General features: G+C 62.0%; 24 protein-coding genes. 19 read left to right on the top strand and 5 right to left on the bottom strand.

The window, feature by feature from the left end; genetic code table 11:
* Window positions 1–172: 172 nt before the first annotated feature.
* Together ACP7E3_RS26025 and rpmE are read right to left on the bottom strand one after the other, a co-directional pair.
* Window positions 173–1,441 carry a malic enzyme-like NAD(P)-binding protein gene (locus ACP7E3_RS26025; RefSeq protein ID WP_017849864.1) on the bottom strand — a complete coding sequence of 423 codons (1,269 nt, stop codon included), beginning with the start codon at window positions 1,439–1,441 and terminating at the stop codon, window positions 173–175.
* A 353-nt stretch (window positions 1,442–1,794) separates the two neighbouring features.
* The gene (gene rpmE, locus ACP7E3_RS26020; protein ID WP_128192084.1) at window positions 1,795–2,013 is read right to left on the bottom strand and encodes a 50S ribosomal protein L31; all 219 of its coding nucleotides are present in this window, start codon (window positions 2,011–2,013) and stop codon (window positions 1,795–1,797) included.
* A 225-nt stretch (window positions 2,014–2,238) separates the two neighbouring features.
* Between rpmE and ACP7E3_RS26015 the strand changes: the two genes are divergently transcribed.
* The 10 genes from ACP7E3_RS26015 to ACP7E3_RS25970 all read left to right on the top strand — a co-directional run bounded on the left by ACP7E3_RS26015 (window position 2,239) and on the right by ACP7E3_RS25970 (window position 15,190).
* Window positions 2,239–4,458: a primosomal protein N' gene (locus ACP7E3_RS26015; RefSeq protein ID WP_108526685.1), complete on the top strand. Its 2,220-nt coding sequence runs from the start codon at window positions 2,239–2,241 to the stop codon at window positions 4,456–4,458.
* A gap of 231 nt (window positions 4,459–4,689) precedes the next feature.
* Window positions 4,690–6,426, top strand: coding sequence for an arginine--tRNA ligase (gene argS / locus ACP7E3_RS26010; protein ID WP_057003632.1), 1,737 nt, complete (start codon window positions 4,690–4,692; stop codon window positions 6,424–6,426).
* A 1-nt stretch (window position 6,427) separates the two neighbouring features.
* Window positions 6,428–7,129: an SPOR domain-containing protein gene (locus ACP7E3_RS26005; RefSeq protein WP_017849870.1), complete on the top strand. Its 702-nt coding sequence runs from the start codon at window positions 6,428–6,430 to the stop codon at window positions 7,127–7,129.
* A gap of 272 nt (window positions 7,130–7,401) precedes the next feature.
* Window positions 7,402–7,932 (top strand): ATP-dependent protease subunit HslV, encoded by a 531-nt coding sequence (gene hslV / locus ACP7E3_RS26000; RefSeq protein ID WP_010563201.1) that lies wholly within the window; start codon window positions 7,402–7,404, stop codon window positions 7,930–7,932.
* A 38-nt stretch (window positions 7,933–7,970) separates the two neighbouring features.
* Complete coding sequence (gene hslU / locus ACP7E3_RS25995) at window positions 7,971–9,308, top strand: ATP-dependent protease ATPase subunit HslU (RefSeq protein ID WP_046384972.1); 1,338 nt, start codon at window positions 7,971–7,973, stop codon at window positions 9,306–9,308.
* Window positions 9,309–9,454: 146 nt separating this feature from the next.
* Window positions 9,455–9,832, top strand: a complete 378-nt coding sequence (locus ACP7E3_RS25990; RefSeq protein ID WP_057003631.1) for a gamma-butyrobetaine hydroxylase-like domain-containing protein — start codon at window positions 9,455–9,457, stop codon at window positions 9,830–9,832.
* A gap of 249 nt (window positions 9,833–10,081) precedes the next feature.
* Window positions 10,082–11,761 (top strand): class II poly(R)-hydroxyalkanoic acid synthase, encoded by a 1,680-nt coding sequence (gene phaC, locus ACP7E3_RS25985; protein ID WP_046384973.1) that lies wholly within the window; start codon window positions 10,082–10,084, stop codon window positions 11,759–11,761.
* Between the two features lie 163 nt (window positions 11,762–11,924).
* A complete protein-coding gene (gene phaZ / locus ACP7E3_RS25980) occupies window positions 11,925–12,770 on the top strand; it encodes a poly(3-hydroxyalkanoate) depolymerase (RefSeq protein ID WP_017849874.1) in 846 nt (281 codons plus the stop codon).
* Between the two features lie 88 nt (window positions 12,771–12,858).
* On the top strand, window positions 12,859–14,541 hold the full coding sequence (gene phaC, locus ACP7E3_RS25975; RefSeq protein ID WP_079442680.1) for a class II poly(R)-hydroxyalkanoic acid synthase: 1,683 nt from the start codon (window positions 12,859–12,861) through the stop codon (window positions 14,539–14,541).
* Window positions 14,542–14,569: 28 nt separating this feature from the next.
* Window positions 14,570–15,190, top strand: a complete 621-nt coding sequence (locus tag ACP7E3_RS25970; RefSeq protein WP_017849876.1) for a TetR/AcrR family transcriptional regulator — start codon at window positions 14,570–14,572, stop codon at window positions 15,188–15,190.
* 113 nt (window positions 15,191–15,303) lie between these two features.
* On the opposite strand, the gene ACP7E3_RS25965 is transcribed toward ACP7E3_RS25970, so the two are convergent.
* The 3 genes from ACP7E3_RS25965 to ACP7E3_RS25955 all read right to left on the bottom strand — a co-directional run bounded on the left by ACP7E3_RS25965 (window position 15,304) and on the right by ACP7E3_RS25955 (window position 16,988).
* Window positions 15,304–16,173, bottom strand: a complete 870-nt coding sequence (locus ACP7E3_RS25965) for a phasin family protein (protein WP_057003629.1) — start codon at window positions 16,171–16,173, stop codon at window positions 15,304–15,306.
* 12 nt (window positions 16,174–16,185) lie between these two features.
* Complete coding sequence (locus ACP7E3_RS25960) at window positions 16,186–16,608, bottom strand: phasin family protein (RefSeq protein WP_046384976.1); 423 nt, start codon at window positions 16,606–16,608, stop codon at window positions 16,186–16,188.
* Window positions 16,609–16,712: 104 nt separating this feature from the next.
* Entirely contained in the window at window positions 16,713–16,988 is a 276-nt protein-coding gene (locus tag ACP7E3_RS25955; RefSeq protein WP_017849879.1) for a polyhydroxyalkanoic acid system family protein, read from the bottom strand.
* A gap of 144 nt (window positions 16,989–17,132) precedes the next feature.
* Between ACP7E3_RS25955 and ubiE the strand changes: the two genes are divergently transcribed.
* Genes ubiE through ACP7E3_RS25910 form a run of 9 tightly spaced genes read left to right on the top strand, consistent with a single transcriptional unit; the run spans window position 17,133 to window position 23,116 of the window.
* Window positions 17,133–17,903 (top strand): bifunctional demethylmenaquinone methyltransferase/2-methoxy-6-polyprenyl-1,4-benzoquinol methylase UbiE, encoded by a 771-nt coding sequence (ubiE, locus tag ACP7E3_RS25950; protein ID WP_017849881.1) that lies wholly within the window; start codon window positions 17,133–17,135, stop codon window positions 17,901–17,903.
* Window positions 17,903–18,526, top strand: a complete 624-nt coding sequence (locus tag ACP7E3_RS25945; RefSeq protein WP_017849882.1) for a ubiquinone biosynthesis accessory factor UbiJ — start codon at window positions 17,903–17,905, stop codon at window positions 18,524–18,526. Before ubiE ends, ACP7E3_RS25945 begins: the two co-directional genes overlap by 1 nt.
* Entirely contained in the window at window positions 18,523–20,127 is a 1,605-nt protein-coding gene (gene ubiB / locus ACP7E3_RS25940; RefSeq protein WP_046384977.1) for a ubiquinone biosynthesis regulatory protein kinase UbiB, read from the top strand. Before ACP7E3_RS25945 ends, ubiB begins: the two co-directional genes overlap by 4 nt.
* A 41-nt stretch (window positions 20,128–20,168) precedes the next feature.
* The gene (hisI, locus tag ACP7E3_RS25935) at window positions 20,169–20,561 is read left to right on the top strand and encodes a phosphoribosyl-AMP cyclohydrolase (protein ID WP_017849884.1); all 393 of its coding nucleotides are present in this window, start codon (window positions 20,169–20,171) and stop codon (window positions 20,559–20,561) included.
* Window positions 20,562–20,563: 2 nt separating this feature from the next.
* Window positions 20,564–20,896: a phosphoribosyl-ATP diphosphatase gene (locus tag ACP7E3_RS25930; protein WP_017849885.1), complete on the top strand. Its 333-nt coding sequence runs from the start codon at window positions 20,564–20,566 to the stop codon at window positions 20,894–20,896.
* 25 nt (window positions 20,897–20,921) lie between these two features.
* Window positions 20,922–21,200 (top strand): twin-arginine translocase TatA/TatE family subunit, encoded by a 279-nt coding sequence (locus ACP7E3_RS25925; RefSeq protein ID WP_017849886.1) that lies wholly within the window; start codon window positions 20,922–20,924, stop codon window positions 21,198–21,200.
* A gap of 10 nt (window positions 21,201–21,210) precedes the next feature.
* A complete protein-coding gene (tatB, locus tag ACP7E3_RS25920; RefSeq protein WP_017849887.1) occupies window positions 21,211–21,621 on the top strand; it encodes a Sec-independent protein translocase protein TatB in 411 nt (136 codons plus the stop codon).
* Window positions 21,618–22,412, top strand: a complete 795-nt coding sequence (gene tatC / locus ACP7E3_RS25915; RefSeq protein WP_017849888.1) for a twin-arginine translocase subunit TatC — start codon at window positions 21,618–21,620, stop codon at window positions 22,410–22,412. Before tatB ends, tatC begins: the two co-directional genes overlap by 4 nt.
* Window positions 22,409–23,116 carry a 16S rRNA (uracil(1498)-N(3))-methyltransferase gene (locus ACP7E3_RS25910; RefSeq protein ID WP_057003627.1) on the top strand — a complete coding sequence of 236 codons (708 nt, stop codon included), beginning with the start codon at window positions 22,409–22,411 and terminating at the stop codon, window positions 23,114–23,116. The genes tatC and ACP7E3_RS25910 overlap by 4 nt, the downstream gene beginning before the upstream one ends.
* The last annotated feature ends 10 nt before the right edge of the window (window positions 23,117–23,126 follow it).

Here is a 23,126-nt window from a genome sequence, read left to right as displayed (position 1 = left end):
AGCTTGCTCCCGATGGCGGTGTGTCAGTCACCAGATTCATTGACTGACAGTCCGCCATCGGGGGCAAGCCCCCTCCCACATGTGGATCTGCACAAGGCTTGCGTCAATCGCCAGACAGCAAAAAGCCCCGACTCGCAAGAGCCGGGGCTTTTTGTTGGTGCGCTACAACGGCTTAGCCGTTGAACACATCATCCACGCTTTGCAGCGGGTAGTTTTTCGGATACGGCAGGGTGGCCACACCGGTCTCGATCGCAGCTTTGGCCACGGCGTCGGAGATCACGGTGATCAGGCGCTTGTCCATTGGTTTCGGAATGATGTACTCACGACCGAATTCCAGCTTGGCACCACCGTAGGCATCGCACACGTCCTGAGGCACCGGCAGCTTGGCCAGTTCACGCAGGGCGTTGGCGGCCGCCACTTTCATTTCTTCGTTGATGCGCTTGGCGCGAACGTCCAGGGCACCGCGGAAGATGAACGGGAAGCCCAGCACGTTGTTGACCTGGTTCGGGTAATCCGAACGGCCAGTCGCCATGATCACGTCGTCGCGGGTGGCGTGTGCCAGTTCCGGCGCGATCTCTGGGTCCGGGTTGGAGCAGGCGAACACGATCGGGTTGGCTGCCATGGCCTTCAGGCCTTCAGCGCTCAGCAGGTTCGGACCGGACAGGCCGACGAATACGTCGGCACCGTCGAGGGCCTCAGCCAGGGTGCGCTTGGAGGACGGATGCGCAAACATCGCCTTGTACTGGTTCAGGTCGGTACGCTCGGACTGGATCACGCCCTTGCTGTCGACCATGTAGATGTTTTCCAGCTTGGCGCCCATGCTGACGATCAGCTTCATGCACGAGATGGCCGCAGCGCCAGCGCCCAGGCAGACGATCTTGGCGTCAGCCAGGGTTTTGCCAGCGATTTCCAGGGCGTTGATCATGCCGGCCGCGGTAACGATCGCGGTGCCGTGCTGGTCATCGTGGAATACCGGAATGTCGCACTGTTCGATCAGAGCCTTTTCGATCTCGAAGCACTCAGGTGCCTTGATGTCTTCCAGGTTGATGCCACCGAAGGTGATGGAAATGCGCTTGACGGTGTCGATGAAAGCCTGCGGGCTCTCGGAATCGACTTCGATGTCGAACACATCGATGCCGGCAAAGCGCTTGAACAGCACGCCTTTACCTTCCATGACTGGCTTGGAAGCCAATGGACCGAGGTTACCCAGGCCAAGAATCGCGGTGCCATCGGAAATCACTGCAACCAGGTTGCCTTTGCCGGTGTATTTGTACGCCAACTCAGGGTCACGGGCGATTTCACGGACGGGCTCGGCAACGCCAGGGCTGTAGGCCAGCGACAGGTCGCGAGCGGTGGCAGTGGCTTTGGTGAGCTCTACACTCAGCTTTCCTGGACGAGGAAGGGCATGATATTCGAGAGCGGCAGTTTTCAAATCAGACATATCGGCATTCCGCTTTTACTGTTGGTCGACGGACCGCCGAGGATACTCGTGTCGTAAAGCCCCTACAAGACTGGGCAGTCACCGGTGTCAAGCGCCGTACACTACGACTTTCGGCCAAGAGCCACGGGACACAAGGACCCAACTGCTCACAACCTAACCATAAGATGTATACAATTATTCTCGGAATGCGGATTTCAACCACCGCAATCGTGCTGGAAGGCTGCCTACCCGCGCGAAGACTGACGGCCCTGCCGGGCCTCAACCGCCGAATCGCGGGCACAAAAAAGGCGCCTGCAAGAGGCGCCTTTTTCATCAACAGGGAAAATCGGTAAGGCTTCCCAAGTTGACAGGCCTTAGGCCTTTTTGGCGCCGAAAGCACCAAAGCGATCTGCGAAGCGCTGTACACGGCCGCCAGTGTCCAGAGTTTTCTGCTTACCGGTGTAGAACGGGTGGCACTCGTTGCATACGTCAGTGCCCAGTGGCTTGCACAGGTTCGAACGGGTTTCGAACTTGTTGCCGCAGCTGCAGGTGACTTCGATGGTTTCGTACGCTGGATGGATACCGGCTTTCATGGTGACTTCCTCAGGCTAGCGTGCCGCCACTCGACACCATTGTCGAATACCGCACGTAATTAGGCCGCGGATTCTACCAGACCTTTTTAAACGCGCAAGCGCCGCTCTGCATCGATTCAGCACACCAAAGCCCCTTTCATCCGAAAACCGCGGCATACCCAACGCATCCCTCGTCTGCTAGGCTCCCGCCCTTCGTCATCACCCTCCTTTATAGAGAACCCCTGCGTGCCCGACGCCATTTTGCGCCTAGCCCTGCCCTCGCCCCTGCGCCGCCTGTTCGACTACCGGGCCCCGGCCGGCGTGCTGCGGGCGCAGTTGCAGCCAGGCATGCGGGTGCGGGTGCCGTTCGGGCGCAGGGAAATGATCGGCATCCTGGTGGAGGTGGCCGATCACAGTGAAGTGCCGGCGGAAAAGCTCAAGCCGGCCGTGGCCATCCTCGACACCACGCCGCCGCTGCCGCCGGCGTTGTTCAAGCTGTGCCTGTGGACCGCCCAGTATTACCAGCACAGCCTGGGCGACACCTTGAGCTGGGCGCTGCCGGTGCTGCTGCGCCAGGGCGAACTGGCCGAAGCGCGCCAGGAACGCTTCTGGTCGACGGTGCCCGGCGCGCGCCTCGACGACCCGCGCATCGCCCGCGCCCCGCGTCAGCGTGACGCCCTGGCGACACTGGCGCAGCATCCCCATGGCGTGGCCCACCAGCTCTTGAGCAAGCTGATGCTGAGCAAAGACAGCCTCGACCTGCTGCTCGCCAAAGGCCTGGTGCAGGTCGAGATCCGCAAGCACGCCCCGGACCCGCGCCATGAACACTGGCTGGCCCAACCGGAATTGCCGCTGAACCCCGAGCAACGTGCGGCCTATGAAGCCATTCGCGCAGGTTTTGACTGCTTTCACGCGTTCCTGCTGGCCGGCGTGACCGGCAGCGGCAAGACCGAAGTCTATCTGCAGTTGATCCGCGAAACCCTGCAAGCGGGCAAACAGGCGCTGGTGCTGATCCCCGAGATCAACCTCGGCCCGCAGACCCTGGCGCGTTTCGAGCAGCGTTTCAACGCACGCATCGCCCTGGTGCATTCGGCGGTCAACGACCGTGAACGCCTGGAATCGTGGCTGGCGGCGCGGGACGGCGAGGCCGACATTATTATCGGCACCCGCTCGGCGCTGTTCACCCCGATGAAAAACCCCGGGCTGATCATCATCGACGAAGAACACGACGGTTCGTACAAACAGCAGGAAGGTCTGCGCTACCACGCCCGCGACCTGGCCCTGGTGCGGGCGCGTCAGGAAGACATTCCGATCGTGCTGGGTTCGGCCACGCCGTCCCTGGAAAGCCTGCATAACGCCTACACCGGCCGCTATGGCCTGCTGCGCCTGAATGAGCGCGCAGGCGGCGCCAAGCAACCGCGCTTCCTACGCCTGGATGTAAAAAGCCGGCCATTGGACAGCGGTATTTCCGGGCCGATGCAACAAGCCATCGGCCAGACCCTCGCCGCCGGCCAGCAAGTCCTGGTGTTTCTCAACCGTCGCGGCTTCGCGCCGACCTTGCTGTGCCATGACTGCGGCTGGATGTCCGAATGCGAACGCTGCGATGCGCGCATGACCGTACACCAGCGCCATGGCGAGTTGCGCTGCCATCACTGCGGCCATGTGGAACGAGTACCGCGCCATTGCCCGCAATGCGGCAAAGTCGACCTGCGACCGGTCGGCGCGGGCACCGAACGCGCCGAAGAACGCCTGGGCATCCTGTTCCCGGACTACCCGGTGCTGCGGGTCGATCGCGACAGCACCTCGCGCAAGGACGCGATGAACCAGCTGTTCGCCACCATCCAGAAGGGCCAGCCGTGCATCCTGGTAGGCACGCAGATGCTGGCCAAGGGGCATCACTTCCCACGGGTGACCCTGGTGTCGATCCTGGATGCCGACGGCGGCTTGTTCTCCGGCGACTTCCGCGCCAGCGAGCGCATGGCGCAGTTGATCGTGCAGGTCGCCGGCCGTGCCGGGCGCGCCGAGGAGCCGGGCAAGGTGATCATCCAGACCCACCTGGCCGACCATCCGCTGCTGATCCAACTGACCGAACAAGGTTATTTCGCGTTTGCCGAGCAGGCCTTGAGCGAACGCCGCGCCGCCGGCCTGCCGCCCTTTGCCCACCTCGCGCTGCTGCGCGCCGAGGCGCACAAGCCAGGGCAGGCGGAAGGTTTTCTCGATGAAGCCTGCAGCACTGCCGAGCGCCTGCTCGGCGAGTTGGGCCTGAGCGGCATCGAATTGCTCGGCCCGGTGCCCGCGCCCATGGAACGCCGCGCCGGACGCTACCGCGCTCAGCTACTCTTGCAGGCAACGTCCCGCGCACCGCTGCATCGGCTGTTAAGTAGCTGGTTACTTGCGCTGGAGCAAATGCCCAGCGGTCGCCAGGTGCGATGGTCGTTGGATGTGGACCCGGTCGATTTGTACTAGCCCTGTAGGAGCGAGCTTGCTCGCGAAAACCCCGAGAGCGCCACGTAAACCCGAATATCCGCGTTATCGTTGACGATTTTCGCGAGCAAGCTCGCTCCTACAAGTGGGCAGGATGCCCTTAAAAAGCCCCGCAGGTCTGGAACGGTTGGCAAGCCCGCCCTCGCCACGGATAATGCCCAGTTTTTCCACCTGCGCATCGCGCGCCACCGCTTGCGGTCGAAAGAGAACACCATGAAAGACACCATTCGCCAGCTGATCCAACAAGCCCTCACCCAACTCGTCAACGAAGGTGTGTTGCCTGAAGGCCTGACGCCGGCGATCCAGGTGGAAAACACCCGCGACAAGACCCACGGTGACTTCGCCAGCAACATCGCGATGATGCTGGCCAAGCCGGCCGGCATGAAGCCGCGCGACCTGGCGGAGAAAATCATCGCCGCGCTGCCGGCCGACCCGCAGGTGAGCAAGGCCGAAATCGCCGGCCCGGGCTTTATCAATGTCTTCCAGAACACCGAGGCCCTGGCTTCGCGCCTGGACGCGGCGCTGGCCGATGCCAAAATCGGCGTGCGCAAGGCCGGCCCTGCCGAGCGCGTGGCCATCGACCTGTCGGCGCCCAACCTGGCCAAAGAGATGCACGTCGGCCACCTGCGCTCGACCATCATCGGCGACGGCGTGGCGCGGGTGCTGGAGTTTCTCGGCGACACCGTGATCCGTCAGAACCACGTCGGTGACTGGGGCACCCAGTTCGGCATGCTGATGGCCTACCTGCAGGAAAACCCAATCACCAGCAACGAGCTGTCGGACCTGGAAAACTTCTACCGCGCCGCGAAGAAGCGTTTCGACGAATCCGAAGCGTTCGCCGACCGCGCCCGTGGCCTGGTGGTCAAGCTGCAAGCCGGCGACACGGAATGCCTGGAGCTGTGGTCGCGTTTTCGCGATATCTCGCTGGCCCACTGCCAGCACATCTACGAACTGCTCAACGTCAAGTTGACCATGGCCGACGTCATGGGCGAAAGCGCCTACAACGACGACCTGATCAACGTGGTCAACGACCTCAAGGCCAAAGGCCTGCTGGTAGAAAGCAACGGCGCGCAGTGCGTGTTCCTCGAAGAATTCAAGACCGCCGAGGGCGAGCCGCTGCCGGTGATCATCGTCAAGGCCGATGGCGGCTACCTCTACGCCACCACCGACCTGGCCGCCGTGCGCTACCGCAGCGGCGTGCTCAAGGCGGATCGCGCGTTGTATTTCGTCGACCAGCGCCAGGCCCTGCACTTCCAGCAGGTGTTCGAAGTGGCGCGCCGCGCCGGTTTCGTCACGCACCCGATGCACATGGAACACATGGGCTTCGGCACCATGAACGGCGCCGACGGCCGCCCGTTCAAGACCCGCGACGGCGGCACCGTGAAGCTGATCGACCTGCTGAACGAAGCCCAAGAACGTGCCTACAACCTGGTGAAGGAAAAGAACCCGGAGCTGGCGGACGCCGACCTGCGCAACATTGCCCGCGTGGTGGGCATTGGCGCGGTGAAATACGCCGACCTGTCCAAGCACCGCACCAGCGACTACAGCTTCAACTTCGAGCTGATGCTCAACTTCGAAGGCAACACCGCGCCGTACCTGCTGTACGCCTACACCCGCGTGGCCGGGGTGTTCCGCAAGCTGGGCAAGGACTTCAGCGAAGTGCAAGGGCAGATCGTATTGCAAGCGCCCCAGGAACAGGAACTGGGCGCCAAGCTGGCGCAATTCGGCGAAGTGCTGAACAGCGTCGGCGAGAAAGGCACGCCGCACATCCTCTGCACCTACCTGTACGAAGTCGCCGGGCTGTTCTCCAGCTTCTACGAGAACTGCCCGATCCTCACCGCCGACGACGAAGCCCACAAGCAGAGTCGCCTGCGCCTCGCCGCACTGGCTGGACGGACCCTCAAGCAAGGCCTGGAACTGTTGGGCCTGGAAACTCTGGAGCGTATGTAAGTTGGCTGCCAAGAAAAAACCTGCACCCAAGCGCGGCGCCAGCCGCTACCAGGCACCGGCGAAGAAGCCCATTCCGGGCTGGTTGTGGATGGCCATCGGCCTCACGGTCGGCGCGTTTATCGTATTCCTGATGAAGCTGGACCCCGGCCAGGGCGATGACGTCAAACGGGTCAAACAGGAGCAGCAAAAAGCCACGAAAATGGCCGAAGCCAACAAGACCGCGCCAAGCCCGACCGCGCCGGTGAAGCCCAAGTACGACTTCTACACCCTGCTGCCGGAATCGGAAGTGATCGTGCCGCCCGACGCCGTGCCGGAGAAAACCCTGCCGACGCCGCAAGTACCGACCACACCGGTCACCCCGGCGGAAGCGGCCAAAATCGACACGGCACGGGCCCAGGCCGCGCTGGCCGGGATCACCCCGCCGCCACCGCCGCCGGTTGCGACCACCAAGGCCGCGCCGGTGACCAAGTTCTTCCTGCAGGCGGGCTCGTTCCCGAAACAGGCGGACGCCGATCGCGTGCGTGCACAGATCATCCTGCTGGGCCAGGCGGTCACGGTGGAGTCCGGCACGGTGAAAGAGGCAACGTGGTATCGCGTGTTGGTGGGCCCGTTCAGCAACCGCGAGCAACTGACCGTGGCGCAGAAACAATTGGCCGGCGCGGGCTTTAGCAACCTGTTGTTACAACAGCGCCAGAGCCGCTGACCTAAAGCCAACACCAATCAAAATGTGGGAGGGGCGGTGCGACGATTCGACTTGCCCCCGATAGCGGTAGATCAGTCAATATTTTCGGCGACTGATACACCGCGATCGGGGGCAAGCCCCCTCCCACATTGGTTTTAGGCGGTTCTCGAAAGGGTGTCAGACCAATAGACACCATTCGTCCGTACCAACCTCCCAAGGTTGAAATCATCCCCGCTACCCCCATATCAGTTCCCACCAGGGCATTTTCGCCCCGCTGCGTGGAGACTCTCCCCTTGACCACCATCGTTTCAGTACGTCGCCACGGCAAAGTCGTCATGGGCGGCGACGGCCAGGTTTCCCTTGGCAATACCGTGATGAAAGGCAACGCGAAGAAAGTGCGTCGCCTGTACCACGGCCAGGTGCTCGCAGGCTTTGCCGGCGCCACCGCAGACGCCTTCACCCTGTTCGAGCGTTTCGAAGGCCAGCTGGAAAAACACCAGGGCCACCTGGTTCGCGCCGCCGTCGAACTCGCCAAAGAATGGCGCACCGACCGCTCCCTCAGCCGCCTCGAAGCCATGCTGGCCGTTGCCAACAAAGACGCGTCGCTGATCATCACCGGTAACGGCGATGTGGTTGAGCCTGAACACGGCCTGATCGCCATGGGCTCCGGCGGTGGCTATGCCCAAGCGGCAGCCAGCGCACTGTTGAAGAAAACCGACCTGTCGGCCCGCGAAATCGTCGAAACCGCCCTGGGTATCGCTGGCGATATCTGCGTGTTCACCAACCACAACTTCACCATTGAGGAGCAGGACCTCGCCGAGTAAGCCGTAGGCTTATTCCCGCTTGAGGACCGCCAAACATTATGTCCATGACTCCCCGCGAAATCGTCCATGAACTCAATCGCCATATCATCGGCCAGGACGATGCCAAGCGCGCCGTTGCCATCGCGCTGCGTAACCGCTGGCGCCGGATGCAACTGCCGGAAGAACTGCGCGTTGAAGTAACGCCCAAGAACATCCTGATGATCGGCCCGACCGGCGTCGGTAAAACCGAAATCGCCCGGCGCCTGGCCAAGTTGGCCAATGCCCCGTTCATCAAGGTCGAAGCGACCAAGTTCACCGAAGTCGGCTACGTGGGCCGCGACGTCGAGTCGATCATTCGTGACCTGGCCGACGCTGCCTTGAAGCTGCTGCGCGAACAGGAAATGACCAAGGTCAGCCACCGCGCCGAAGACGCCGCCGAAGAACGTATCCTCGACGCCCTGCTGCCACCGGCGCGCATGGGTTTCAACGAAGACGCCGCGCCAGCCTCGGACTCCAACACCCGTCAGCTGTTCCGCAAACGCCTGCGTGAAGGCCAGCTGGACGACAAGGAAATCGAGATCGAAGTCGCCGAAATGTCCGGCGTCGACATCTCCGCGCCGCCCGGCATGGAAGAAATGACCAGCCAGCTGCAGAACCTCTTCGCCAACATGGGCAAGGGCAAGAAGAAAAGCCGCAAGCTCAAGGTCAAGGAAGCGCTGAAACTGGTGCGCGACGAAGAAGCCGGGCGCCTGGTGAACGAGGAAGAACTCAAGGCCAAGGCCCTGGAAGCGGTCGAGCAGCATGGCATCGTGTTTATCGATGAGATCGACAAGGTGGCCAAGCGCGGTAACTCCGGTGGCGTCGACGTGTCCCGCGAGGGCGTACAGCGCGACCTGCTGCCGCTGATCGAAGGCTGCACCGTCAATACCAAGCTGGGCATGGTCAAGACCGACCACATCCTGTTTATCGCCTCCGGTGCGTTCCACCTGAGCAAGCCAAGCGACCTGGTGCCGGAGCTGCAAGGCCGCCTGCCGATTCGCGTGGAGCTCAAGGCGCTGACCCCGGGCGACTTCGAACGCATCCTCAGCGAGCCGCATGCCTCGCTCACCGAGCAATACCGCGAGCTGCTGAAAACCGAAGGCCTCGCCATCGAGTTCCTGCCGGACGGCATCAAGCGCCTGGCGGAAATCGCCTGGCAGGTCAACGAGAAGACCGAGAACATCGGCGCCCGTCGCCTGCACACCTTGCTGGAGCGCCTGCTCGAGGAAGTGTCGTTCAGCGCCGGCGACCTGGCCGGTGCGCAGAATGGCGAAGCGATCCAGATCGACGCCGCCTACGTCAACAGCCACTTGGGCGAATTGGCGCAGAACGAAGATCTGTCTCGCTATATCCTGTAAGCCTCACACAGCACTGCTTTGCTTCAATGTGGAGGGGGCTTGCCCCCGATAGCGGTCGGTCAGACAGATGTATGCTGACTGACACACCGCCATCGGGAGCAAGCCCCCTCCCACATTTTGAAGCCGGTTTATTCAGGATCTCATCAATGTCGAAATTTCCTACTGCTGTAAACCTGCACAAAACCTCCAACACCCTCGGCCTCACCTACGGGCCCGACGAGGCCTACCAGTTGCCCGCCGAATTCCTACGGGTACATTCGCCTTCCGCCGAAGTCCAGGGCCACGGCAAACCCATCCTGCAATTCGGCAAGCTCAACGTGCGCTTGAACAAGATCGAACCGGCCGGCCAATACGCACTGAAATTGATCTTCGACGACGGACACGACAGCGGATTGTTCACCTGGGACTACCTCTACCAACTGGCCGTGCGTCAGGACGCGCTGTGGGCCGATTACCTCGCCGAACTCAAAGCGGCCGGAAAAACCCGCGACCCGGATCAGTCAGTCGTGCGGCTGATGCTCTAGCCCAGGCTTCTTGCGCTTTAGAGGGCATTTTCTAATTCCATCTGCTTGAATGCCCACTCCTGTGGCCAACGATTGGCCCGCTTGCGAAAAAAATTAAACTCGGGTAACCAATGGAACTGGCAAGTTCCCTGCATTTGACGATGCGGTATCAACGGTCACCCGAGTCGCAGTACCTGGCTTGTGTTGTGTATCGAAACGTGGTGCGCAGCGGTACCCGGTACTCGTCTTTCGGACAATGGAGCGTCGTAGATGAGTAACAAGAATAACGATGACTTGAAACGCCAGGCCTCGGAAAACACCTTGGGGCTGAACCCGATCATCGCGTTACGTAAAAAGGACTTATTGGCCTCAGCGAAGATGGTGCTGAGCCAAGCCATCAGACAACCGTTGCACAGCGTCAAGCATGTCGCCCACTTTGGCGTCGAATTGAAAAATGTGATGTTCGGCAAATCCGCGCTGATGCCCGAAAGCGATGACCGTCGCTTTCACGACCCGGCCTGGAGCCAGAACCCACTCTACAAGCGTTACCTGCAAACCTACCTGGCGTGGCGCAAGGAACTGCACGACTGGATCGGTGACAGCAACCTGTCGGAACAGGACATCAGCCGCGGTCACTTCGTGATCAACCTGATGACCGAAGCCATGGCCCCCTCCAACACGGCGGCCAACCCGGCGGCGGTCAAGCGCTTCTTTGAAACCGGCGGCAAAAGCCTGCTCGACGGCCTGTCCCACCTGGCCAAGGACATGGTTCACAACGGCGGCATGCCGAGCCAGGTCAACATGGGCGCGTTTGAGGTCGGCAAGTCCCTGGGCACCAGCGAAGGTTCGGTGGTGTTTCGCAATGACGTGCTGGAGCTGATCCAGTACAAGCCGATCACCGAACAGGTCCACGAACGCCCGCTGCTGGTGGTGCCGCCGCAGATCAACAAATTCTATGTCTTCGACCTGAGCCCGGATAAGAGCCTGGCGCGCTTCTGCCTGCGCAACGGCCAGCAGACGTTTATCGTCAGCTGGCGCAACCCGACCAAGGCCCAGCGCGAGTGGGGCCTGTCGACCTATATCGAGGCGCTCAAGGAAGCGGTCGATGTGGTCACCGCGATTACCGGCAGCCAAGACATCAACATGCTCGGCGCTTGCTCCGGCGGCATCACCTGCACCGCCCTGCTCGGCCACTACGCGGCGCTGGGGGAGAAGAAGGTCAACGCCCTGACCCTGCTGGTGAGCGTACTGGACACCACCCTGGACACCCAGGTGGCGCTGTTCGTCGACGAGCAGACGCTGGAAGCGGCCAAGCGCCACTCCTACCAGGCCGGCGTGTTGGAAGGTCGCGACATGGCCAAGGTGTTTGCCTGGATGCGCCCCAACGACCTGATCTGGAACTACTGGGTCAACAACTACCTGCTGGGCAACGAGCCGCCGGTGTTCGACATCCTGTTCTGGAACAACGACACCACGCGCTTGCCGGCGGCATTCCACGGCGACCTGATCGAACTGTTCAAGAACAACCCGCTGGTGCGCGCCAATGCCCTGGAAGTGTGCGGCACGCCGATCGACCTCAAGCAGGTCACGGCCGATATCTACTCATTGGCCGGCACCAACGACCACATCACACCGTGGCAGTCCTGCTACAAGTCGGCGCAGCTGTTTGGCGGCAAGGTGGAGTTTGTGCTGTCGAGCAGCGGGCATATCCAGAGCATCCTCAACCCGCCGGGCAACCCCAAGGCGCGCTACCAGACCAGCGACGGCCTGGCGGGCAAGCCGCTGGAATGGCAGGAAAATGCGACCAAGCACACCGACTCGTGGTGGTTGCATTGGCAGGCGTGGCAGGCGGAGCGGGCGGGCAAGTTGAAGAAGGCACCGACGACATTAGGCAATAAAACCTACGCCGCAGCCGAAGCGGCACCGGGTACCTATGTGCATGAACGCTAGAGCACACTTTTTTGGGATTGAAATGAGATCAAATGTGGGAGGGAGCTTACTCCCGATAGCGGTGTATCAGTCGCCAGATCCATTGACTGACCGAACGTCATCGGGAGCAAGCCCCCTCCCACACTGACCTCACTCGGACTGCAATACTTCACAGGGCTTGAGCATGCCGCAACCGTTCATTTTCCGCACCATCGACCTGGATGGCCAGACCATCCGCACGGCGGTACGCCCGGGCAAGTCGCACTTGACGCCACTGCTGATCTTCAACGGCATCGGCGCCAACCTCGAGCTGGTGTTTCCGTTCGTCCAGGCCCTGGACCCGGACCTGGAAGTGATCGCCTTCGATGTGCCGGGCGTGGGCGGCTCGTCGACACCCAAGCGGCCGTATCGCTTTCCCGGCCTGGCCAAGCTCACCGCGCGCATGCTCGATTACCTGGACTACGGCCAGGTGAATGCGGTGGGCGTGTCCTGGGGCGGCGCGTTGGCGCAGCAGTTTGCCTACGACTACCCGGAGCGCTGCAAGAAGCTGATTCTCGCCGCGACCGCCGCCGGTGCGGTGATGGTGCCGGGCAAGCCGAAAGTGCTGTGGCTGATGGCGAGCCCGCGGCGCTATATCCAGCCGTCTCACGTGGTGCGTATTGCACCGATGATTTATGGCGGTTCGTTCCGCCGCGATTCGAACCTGGCCGCCGAACACGCGAGCAAAGTGCGCTCGGCCGGCAAGCTGGGTTACTACTGGCAACTGTTCGCCGGGCTGGGCTGGACCAGCATCCACTGGCTGCACAAGATCCGTCAGCCGACCCTGGTGCTGGCCGGGGACGACGACCCGCTGATCCCACTGATCAACATGCGGATGCTCGCCTGGCGCATTCCCAACGCACAGCTGCACATCATCGATGATGGCCACCTGTTCCTGATCACTCGCGCCGAAGCCGTGGCGCCGATCATCATGAAATTTCTCGAGGAGGAGCGCCTGCGCGCGGTGATTCATCCCCGTCCGGCGGTGTAAGGACCACACCGCCGCGCAACTTGCCGAGAACCGACTATGGTTCTGAATTGGCGTGCCTGTTGATGACTTGACGAAGGAGTGTTGGCTCATGCGAGAACGACCCGTGACGAACCCGGCGCCCACCCCTGCCGCGTTCATCAATGCGCAAAATGCGATCACCGGCCTGCGCGGCCGGGACTTGCTGTCGACCCTGCGCAGCGTCGCCGCCCACGGCTTGCGCAACCCGGTGCATACCGCTCGTCATGCCCTGGCCCTGGGCGGTCAACTGGGGCGCGTGCTGCTGGGCGAAACCGTGCATGAACCCAACCCCCACGACAGCCGCTTCATCGACCCGACCTGGGCCCTCAACCCGCTGTACCGACGCAGCCTGCAGGCGTACCTGAGCTGGCAGAAGCAAACCCGCAGCTGGATCGATGACAGCACCCTGAGCGCCGATGACCGCGCCCGCGCGCACTTCGCGTTCACCCTGATCAACGATGCGGTATCGCCCTCCAACACCTTGCTCAACCCGCTGGCCATCAAGGAACTGCTCAACTCCGGCGGTAACAGCGTGGTGCGCGGCGTGAGCAACCTGTTCGAAGACATGCTGCACAACAACGGCCTGCCGCGCCAGGTCAGCAAGCACGCCTTTGAAGTGGGCAAGACCGTCGCCACCACGCCAGGCTCGGTGGTGTTTCGCAATGAGCTGCTGGAGCTGATCCAGTACAAGCCCATGAGCGAAAAGCAGTACGCCAAGCCCCTGTTGATCGTGCCGCCGCAAATCAACAAGTACTACATCTTCGACCTGAGCCCGGCCAACAGCTTCGTGCAGTACGCCCTGAAAAACAGCCTGCAGACCTTCATCGTCAGCTGGCGCAACCCGGATGTGCGCCACCGCGAATGGGGCCTGTCCACCTACGTGGCCGCGCTGGAGGAAGCACTCAACGTCTGCCGCGCAATCACCGGCGCCCGCGAGGTCAACCTGATGGGCGCCTGCGCCGGCGGCCTGACCATCGCCGCGCTGCAAGGCCACCTGCAAGCCAAGCGCCAGTTGCGCCGCGTCGCCAGCGCCAGCTATCTGGTGAGCCTGCTCGACAGCCAGATCGACAGCCCCGCCACCCTGTTCGCCGACGAGCAAACCCTGGAAGCCGCCAAGCGCCGCTCCTACCAGCAAGGCGTGCTGGACGGTCGCGACATGGCCAAGGTATTTGCCTGGATGCGCCCCAACGACCTGATCTGGAACTACTGGATCAACAACTACCTGCTGGGCAAGGAACCGCCGGCCTTCGACATCCTGTACTGGAACAACGACAACACGCGCCTGCCCGCCGCCCTGCATGGCGACCTGCTGGACTTCTTCAAACACAACCCGCTGAGCCGTCCCGGTGGCCTGGAGGTGTGCGGCACGCCCATCGACTTGCAGAAGGTCACGGTGGACAGCTTCAGCGTGGCCGGGATCAACGACCACATCACGCCATGGGACGCGGTGTACCGCTCCACGCAGTTGCTGGGCGGCGAGCGGCGCTTCGTGCTGTCCAACAGCGGGCATATCCAGAGCATCCTCAACCCGCCGGGCAACCCCAAGGCCAACTACGTCGAGAACCTCAAGCTGAGCAGCGACCCACGCGCCTGGTACTACGACGCCAGCCACGTCGAAGGCAGTTGGTGGCCAGAGTGGCTGGCGTGGATTCAAGCGCGCTCGGGCGTACAACGCGAAACCCTCACCGCCCTGGGCAACCAGAATTACCCACCGATGGAAGCAGCGCCAGGCACTTACGTGCGGGTCCGCTGAGCTCAACGATCCTATTTAAGAAGACCGGATGAAAACCCGCGACCGTATCCTTGAATGTGCCCTGCTGCTGTTCAACCACAAGGGCGAACCGAACGTGTCGACCATGGAGGTGGCCAATGAAATGGGGATCAGCCCCGGCAATCTCTACTACCACTTCCATGGCAAGGAACCGCTGGTGCTCGGGCTGTTCGAGCGTTTCCAGAGTGAGCTGGCGCCCCTGCTCGACCCACCGCCAGGCGCGCAACTGGAGGCCCAGGATTACTGGCTGTTCCTGCACCTGATCGTCGAGCGCATGGCCCATTACCGGTTCCTGTTCCAGGACCTGTCGAACCTGGCGGGGCGCCTGCCGAAACTGGCAAGGGGCATTCGCCACCTGCTCACGGCGCTCAAGCGCACCCTGGCGTCATTACTCGCACGGCTGCAGGCGGCGGGGCAGTTGGTCAGCAGCACCCAGGCGCTGGGCCAATTGGTGGAGCAGATCACCATGACCCTGCTGTTTTCCCTGGACTACCAACGCATTCTCGACCGTGAAGGCGAGGTGCAGGTGGTGGTCTACCAGATCATGATGCTGGTCGCGCCGCACCTGTTGCCAGCGGCGCGGGAAACCACGGAGCGCCTGGCGCTGCGCTATATGGACGATCCGGGTTAAACGTGTGCCTTACAGGCACTGCGCGAGAACCGTGCGGCAATCGAATGGACTGACCGATCATAAAAACGCCCGACCTTCACAGGCCGGGCGCTTTTTCAGGTGCCCCGAAAAGATCAGGACTGACTGGATGGCGTCGGGGTTACCGATGCGGCAGTCGGTGCAGGCGCAGCGGTCGGCGCGGCTGCCGAGTTGGCGCTGGAAGCGGCGAGTGCCGCAGGCGCAGGCTTGGCGGCCACGGCCGGCTTCGCTGCTGCGGGCTTTTTCGCGGCGACCGGCTTCTTCGCGGCGGCAGGTTTGGCCGCAGCAGGTTTGGCGGCGACCGCTTTAGCGGCGGGTTTGGCAGCAGGCTTGGCAGCGGCTTTAGCGGCCACTGGTTTAGCGGCTGGCTTGGCCGCAGGTTTGGCCGCTGCAACTTTCGCCGCTGGCTTGGCCGCAGGTTTAGCCACGGCTTTGGCTGGCGCTTTGGCCGCAGGTTTGGCAGCCGGCTTGGCGGCGGCTTTGACCAGTGGCTTGGCGGCCGTTTTCGCAGCCGGTTTGGCGGCAGCGGTTTTAGCGGCAGGCTTGGACGCAGCAGCCTTCACCGGGGTGACTTTGGCACCGGTGAGTTTTTCGATTTGCTTGGTCAGGGTCTCGACCTTGCTGTGCAGTGCTTTCACTTCAGCACGGCTGGGTACGCCCAGTCGCGAAATCGCACTGTTAAGGCGCTTGTCGAAAGTTTCTTCCAACTTGTTCCAAGTCTCGGAAATGCTCGACTTGGCGGAACCGGCGCTGGCCTTGGCCGCATCGACTTTTTTACCCACGGTGCTTTTGGTCAACTTCTCGGCCTTCTCGCCGTCTTTAACCAACGTCTCGAAGAGTTTGCTGCCGTCACTGTCGATCTTCGAGTAAACGCCTAAACCAGCCAGCCAGATCTTGCGGGAATATTCTTCAACTTTCCCGACCCACGAGCTGCCTTCTTTCTGAGTAGTCTTTTTAACAGCCATCCCGATGTCTCCTTAGTGTTTACGCGCGACACGTTCGAGCAATGCCGTCAGCTCTTCGAGCTTAGCAGAGAGTGTCTCCACGTCATGTTTAGACGCAATGCCGATTCGATTCAAGGCACTTGCAACACGAGTGTCAAAAGCTTTTTCAACTTTATCCAGTTGAACTTCAACCCGGCCTTTGACGCTGGAGAGATTACTCTTTACTTGGTCAATCTGACTGTTGGCAGCATCAAGTTGTTCAACGGCAACTTTTTTACCTTTACTTTCAACATGTTGCCCAGTCTTTACCAGCTCTTTGAAGTACGCGCCGCCCTCGTTTCCGACCCTGGCATAGGCACCCAGGCCTGCCAGCCAGATCTTGCGGGCATAGGTTTTAACCTCGTCCAGGGCGTGGCTCGGGGCGTCGATTTTTTTCTTCAGGGTAACTTTGGCCATGGTGCACCTCACGCAAAAAGGGTGGAGGAACGGCCCGCAGAAGTTGAGGGCTTGGGCACAAAGTAGGCAGAAAAATTAGAATCGGCACCCTAACAACAGTCGGATCAGGCCAAGGCTTTATCCAGGGCTTTCTCGATTTCAGTCTTGATGGTGCCACTCATGGCCGACATCAGCAGGCCCAGTTCCACATCGATACGCAACAGATCAGCGGCAACCTGCACCGTGCCTTTAACCCCCGAACGCTTGAGGTTCAACGTATCGCCAGACCACGAAGGCTCCAGGCCATATTGATCCTGGAGTTTCTGTGCCAGCTTCTCGGCCTTCGCCCGTGCGCCTTCTTTACCCAGGGTGTGTGCACGTTCAACAGTGATACGGGCCATTGCAACGACTCCTCTTTATAACGACTTGAACACCTGCCATGCGGCAAAAGGTCTCGGTGAGCACCTATCTTACCTTCAGCCTTGCCAAGACAAAGCAGGCCTTGGGGATTATCATGTCCCGCATTCTCTTTTGGTGACAGCGATATGACTGATCAGCGCAAAGGCAGCGATGCCGAACCCACCACTCACTTCGGCTTCAAGAACGTCCCGGAAAGCCAGAAAGCGCAGAAAGTCGCTGAAGTGTTCCACTCCGTTGCGGCCAAGTACGACCTGATGAACGACGTGCTGTCCGGCGGCATGCACCGCCTGTGGAAGCGCTTCACCATCGAACTGTCGGGCGTGCGTACCGGCAACCGCGTGCTGGACATCGCTGGCGGCACGGGCGACCTGGCGGCCAAGTTCTCCAAGCTGGTCGGCCCGACCGGCCAGGTGGTGCTGGCGGATATCAACGGCTCGATGCTCAAGGTCGGCCGCGATCGCCTGCTCGACAAAGGCGTGGCCGGCAATATCGAATTCGTCCAGGCCGATGCGGAAAAGCTGCCGTTCCCCGACAACCATTTCGACTGCGTGACCATCGCCTTCGGCCTGCGCAACGTGACCCACAAGGAAGACGCGATCCGCTCGATGCTGCGCGTGCTCAAGCCCGGCGGCCGGCTGTTGGTGCTGGAGTTCTCCAAGCCGACCAACGCGCTGATGTCCAAGGTCTACGACACCTACTCGTTCGCCTTCATGCCGTTGATGGGCAAGCTGATCACCAACGACGCCGAGAGCTATCGCTACCTGGCCGAATCGATCCGCATGCACCCCGACCAGGAAACCCTGAAGTCGATGATGGTGGACGCCGGTTTCGACCGCGTGACCTACCACAACATGACCTCGGGCATCGTCGCCCTGCACCGCGGCATCAAGCCCTGATGCTGTTCCAAGGCCTGCTCGCCAGCGTCGAACACGGCGTCAACCGCGTGCTGCGCCTGGACAGCACCGCCCTGGCGCGGCTGGCGCACTTGAACGGCAAGATCATCGCCGTCGACTGCACGAGCCCCGCCTTGCAGCTGTTTATCCTGCCCAGCGACGAAGGCCTGTTGCTCGCGACCCATTGGGCCGCCGAGGCCGACTGCACCCTGCGTGCGCCGGCCTCGAGCCTGTTGCACCTGGCGCTGAGCCGCAACAAGACCGCCATCCTCCACGGCCCCGAAGTGGCGCTGGAAGGCGACAGCGCGGTGCTGATGGACCTGGCCGCCGTGCTGCAGGACCTGGAACTGGACTGGGAATACGAACTGTCGCGCTGGATCGGCCCCGTGCCCACCCAGTTGATCAGCGGCCACCTGCGCAGTCGCACGCGCTGGTACCAGCAGGGGTTCGCCAGCCTCAACCAGAACCTCGCCGAATACCTGAGCGAAGAATCGCGCACCCTGGTCGGACAACGGGAAGCGCAAGCGCGCTTTCGTGAACTCGACAAGGCCAAAATCGACCTGGAACGCCTTGAGGCCCGCTTCGAGCGCCTGAGCCGTTCCCTTGATCCAAGCGATAACGCATGAAGCTGCTCGCCGTCCGCCGTTTGTTCCGTATCCAGCGCGTCGTAATCCGCTACCGCCTCGATGACCTGCTGTTCGCCCTGCCGTTGCCGTGGTTCCTGCTTGCCGTGCGCTATGTGCTGCCGTGGCGCTGGTTCCCGCGCAAGCCGCTGGACCTGAGCCGTGGCGCGCGCCTGCGCCTGGCCTTGCAGGATCTGGGGCCGATCTTTATCAAGTTCGGGCAGATCCTCTCGACCCGTCGCGACCTGCTGCCCGAAGACATCGCCGACGAACTGATGCTGCTGCAGGACCGCGTGCCGCCGTTCGATTCGCAGCAGTCGATGAAGCTGATCGAAGAGCAGTTGGGCCAGAAGATCAGCGACGTGTTCAGCCGTTTCGACGTCGAGCCCCTGGCCTCGGCCTCGGTGGCGCAAGTGCATGCGGCGCAGCTCAAGACCGGCGAAGAAGTGGTGGTGAAGGTGATTCGCCCGGGCCTCAAACCGATCATCGGCCAAGACCTGGCGTGGCTGTTCATTCTCGCCCGCGCCGCCGAACGCTTCTCCGCCGACGCGCGCCTGTTGCACCCGGTGGACGTGGTCGCCGACTACGAAAAAACCATCTACGACGAACTCGACCTGCTGCGCGAAGCGGCCAACGCCAGCCAGCTCAAGCGCAACTTTGAAGGCTCACCGCTGCTGTATGTGCCGCAAGTGTATTGGGACTGGTGCCGCCCTAAAGTGTTGGTGATGGAGCGCATCTACGGCGTGCAGGTCACCGACCTCGCGACCCTGGCCGACCAGCGCACCAACATGAAGATGCTCGCCGAGCGCGGCGTGGAGATCTTCTTCACCCAGGTGTTCCGCGACAGTTTCTTCCATGCCGACATGCACCCCGGCAATATCTTCGTCAGCACCCTCAACCCGTGGAGCCCGCAGTACATTGCGATCGACTGCGGCATCGTCGGCAGCCTGACCCCGGAAGACCAGGACTACCTGGCGCGCAACCTGTTCGCCTTCTTCAAGCGCGATTACCGCCGCGTGGCGCAGTTGCACATCGATTCGGGTTGGGTGCCGGCGGAAACCAAGCTCAACGAATTCGAAGCGGCGATCCGCACCGTGTGCGAGCCGATTTTCGAAAAGCCGCTGAAAGACATTTCCTTCGGCCAGGTGCTGATGCGCCTGTTCCAGACCGCGCGGCGCTTCAATATGGAAGTGCAGCCGCAGTTGGTGCTGCTGCAGAAAACCCTGCTGAACATTGAAGGCCTGGGCCGCCAGCTGTACCCCGACCTCGACCTGTGGAACACCGCCCAGCCGTTCCTCGAACGCTGGATGCGCGAGCGGGTCAGCCCGAAAACCCTGCTGGGCAACCTGCAGAGCCAGGTGGAGCAACTGCCGCACCTGGCCAACATGACCCGCGACCTGCTGGAACGCATGTCCCAGCCCCACGCCAAAGACCCGACGCCGCCGTGGCACACGCGCAAGGACGACTGGTTCCTGCGCCTGCTGGGCGCCGCGCATCTGGTCGGCGGGGTGATGCTGGCCATCGGCGGGCCGCTGAATCAACTGGGCCACTGGCCGGCCGGCATCATGGTCGCCGTGGGTGTTTATCTGATCGTGCGTCGGTAGCCAATCCGGTTATACACTGTCGCAAATTGCCGGAGCCGAAGATGAAAGACTGGCTGGATGAGATCAAGTGGGACAGTGACGGCCTGGTGCCGGCCATTGCCCAGGACTACAAGACCGGGCGCGTGCTGATGATGGCCTGGATGAACCGCGAGGCCCTGAGCCTCACCGCCGCTGAGCAGCGCGCCATTTACTGGTCACGTTCGCGTGGCAAACTGTGGCGCAAGGGCGAAGAGTCCGGGCACGTGCAAACCCTGCACGAGATACGCCTGGACTGCGACGCCGACGTGGTGATCCTCAAGGTCGAGCAGATCGGCGGCATCGCCTGCCACACCGGCCGCCACAGCTGCTTCTATCGCGTGTTCGAGAACGGCGAGTGGAAGGTTGTGGAGCCGGTACTCAAAGACCCGCACGCCATTTACTCGGCAGGACACTGAACATGAGCGATACCCTGAACCGTGTGGCCCAGGTGCTGGAAGAGCGCAAAGGCGCGGATGCCGAAAGCTCCTACGTCGCCAGCCTGTACCACAAGGGCCTGAACAAGATCCTGGAAAAACTCGGCGAAGAATCCGTCGAGACCATCATCGCCGCCAAGGATGCCGAGATCAGCGGCGACTGCAGCGATGTGATCTACGAAACCGCCGACCTATGGTTCCACAGCCTGGTCATGCTCGCCCAACTGGGGCAGCATCCGCAGGCCGTGCTGGATGAACTGGACCGTCGCTTCGGCTTGTCCGGGCATGCCGAAAAGGCCTCGCGCCCGTCCGCCTGAATAACTTTTACAGAGGAATTGCAGCATGGGCATTTTTGACTGGAAACATTGGATCGTCATCTTGGTGGTGGTCGTTCTGGTATTTGGCACCAAGAAACTGAAAAACCTCGGCACCGACGTGGGCGAGTCGATCAAGGGCTTTCGCAAGGCCATGAACGACGACGAAAAACCCGCCGAACCCGCCGCCAACCCGGTGCCGCCGGCCCAACCGGTCCACCCGCAGGCGACCCAGCCGATCACCGAGCGTCGCACCTTCGACGTGCAGGCTGAAAAAGTCGAAGAGCCGATCCGCAAAGACTCGTGAGCACTGACTAATGTTTGGTATCAGCTTCTCTGAACTGCTGCTCGTCGGCCTCGTGGCCTTGCTGGTACTCGGGCCGGAACGCCTGCCCGGTGCCGCGCGCACGGCCGGTTTGTGGATCGGGCGTCTGAAACGCAGTTTCAACGCCATCAAACAGGAAGTTGAACGGGAAATCGGCGCCGACGAAATCCGCCGCCAACTGCACAACGAACACATCCTGTCGTTGGAGCAGGAGGCGCGCAATATTCTGACGCCGGTGCAGGAGCAGGCCAAGCCGGTGACACCGGTGGCCGAACACAGCATTGCGCCCACGCCCGTTGTTGAAGCAGCGCCCGCTACCCCGACCGCTCCAACCGAGCCAGCGCCGACGCCAACCGCGCCGCCCGCTCCCCATGACCCTACATTGCCGCCGCGAGCCCCATGAGCGCTGATAAACCGGAAAACGACCAGCACATGCCACTGGTCTCGCACCTCACCGAGCTGCGTACCCGCCTGCTGCGTTGCGTGGCGGCGATCTTCGTGATCTTTGCCGGGCTGTTCGCCTTTACCCAGCAGATCTACACCTTCGTCTCCACGCCACTGCGCCATTACCTGCCGGCCGGCGCGACGATGATCGCCACCGACGTGTCGTCGCCGTTCCTGACGCCGTTGAAGCTGACCATGATGGTCTCGCTGTTCCTGGCGATCCCGGTGATCCTGCACCAGATCTGGGGCTTCATCGCCCCCGGCCTGTACAAGCATGAGAAGCGCATCGCGGTGCCGCTGCTGGTGTCGAGCATCCTGCTGTTCTACACCGGCATGGCGTTCGCTTACTTCCTGGTGTTCCCGCTGATCTTCAAGTTCTTCGCCGCCGCCACCCCAGCCGGCGTGGAGATGATGACCGACATCACCAGCTACCTCGACTTCGTGATGACGCTGTTCTTCGCCTTCGGCGTGGCCTTCGAAATTCCGGTGGCCGTGGTGTTGCTGGTGTGGATCGGCGTGGTCAACGTGCAGTACCTGAAGAAGATCCGTCCCTACGTGGTCATCGGCTGCTTCGTGGTCGGCATGATCCTGACCCCGCCGGACATTTTCTCCCAGACCCTGCTGGCCGTGCCGATGTGGATGCTGTTCGAGATCGGCATCCTGTTCAGCAGCCTGATCACCAAGCGTGGCGAACACCCCGACGACCAAGCCGCCGACGACAACGACCAGCCGCCAGCGACCCAGCCGTGAACCTGTTGCTGCTTGAAGAGGCCGACTTTATCGCGGCCGACCGGGTGGTCCTGCGTGACCGGCGCCTGGTGCATATGCAGGACGTCCACCGCGCGACGGTGGGCGACAACCTGCGGGTCGGGCGTATCGGCGGGCTGATGGGCAATGCCCAGGTGCTGCGCCTGGAAGCCCACGAAGCCGAGCTGCAAGTGGCCTTCGACCTGCCGCCGCCGGCCAAACTGCCGCTGACCCTGCTGCTGGCCCTGCCACGCCCGAAAATGCTGCGCCGCGTGCTGCAGACCGTCGCCGCCATGGGCGTGCCGAAGGTGGTGCTGGTCAACAGCTACCGCGTGGAAAAGAGCTTCTGGCAAACCCCCTTCCTGGAGCCCGAGGCGATTCGCGAGCAATTGATCCTCGGCCTGGAACAGGCGCGCGACACAGTGCTACCGGAAATCGTCATCGAAAAACGCTTCAAGCCCTTCGTCGAAGACCGCCTGCCCGCCATGACCGCAGGCACCCTCGGCCTGATCGGCCATCCCGGCGATTACCCGCCGTGCCCGCGCGGTCTGGACGAGCCGGTAACCCTGGCCATCGGCCCGGAAGGCGGCTGGATACCCTACGAGGTCGACCTGCTGAGCAAGGCCGGTTTGCAACCGGTGCAACTGGGTGCGCGCATCCTGCGCGTGGAAACCGCCGTCACCGCCCTACTCGCCCGGCTGTTCTAGCCACCCATCC

The organism is Pseudomonas sp. PSPC2-3 (assembly GCF_049898265.1).
Taxonomy (GTDB): Bacteria; Pseudomonadota; Gammaproteobacteria; order Pseudomonadales; family Pseudomonadaceae; genus Aquipseudomonas; species Aquipseudomonas veronii.
This window is presented reverse-complemented; position numbering and strand designations above follow the sequence as displayed.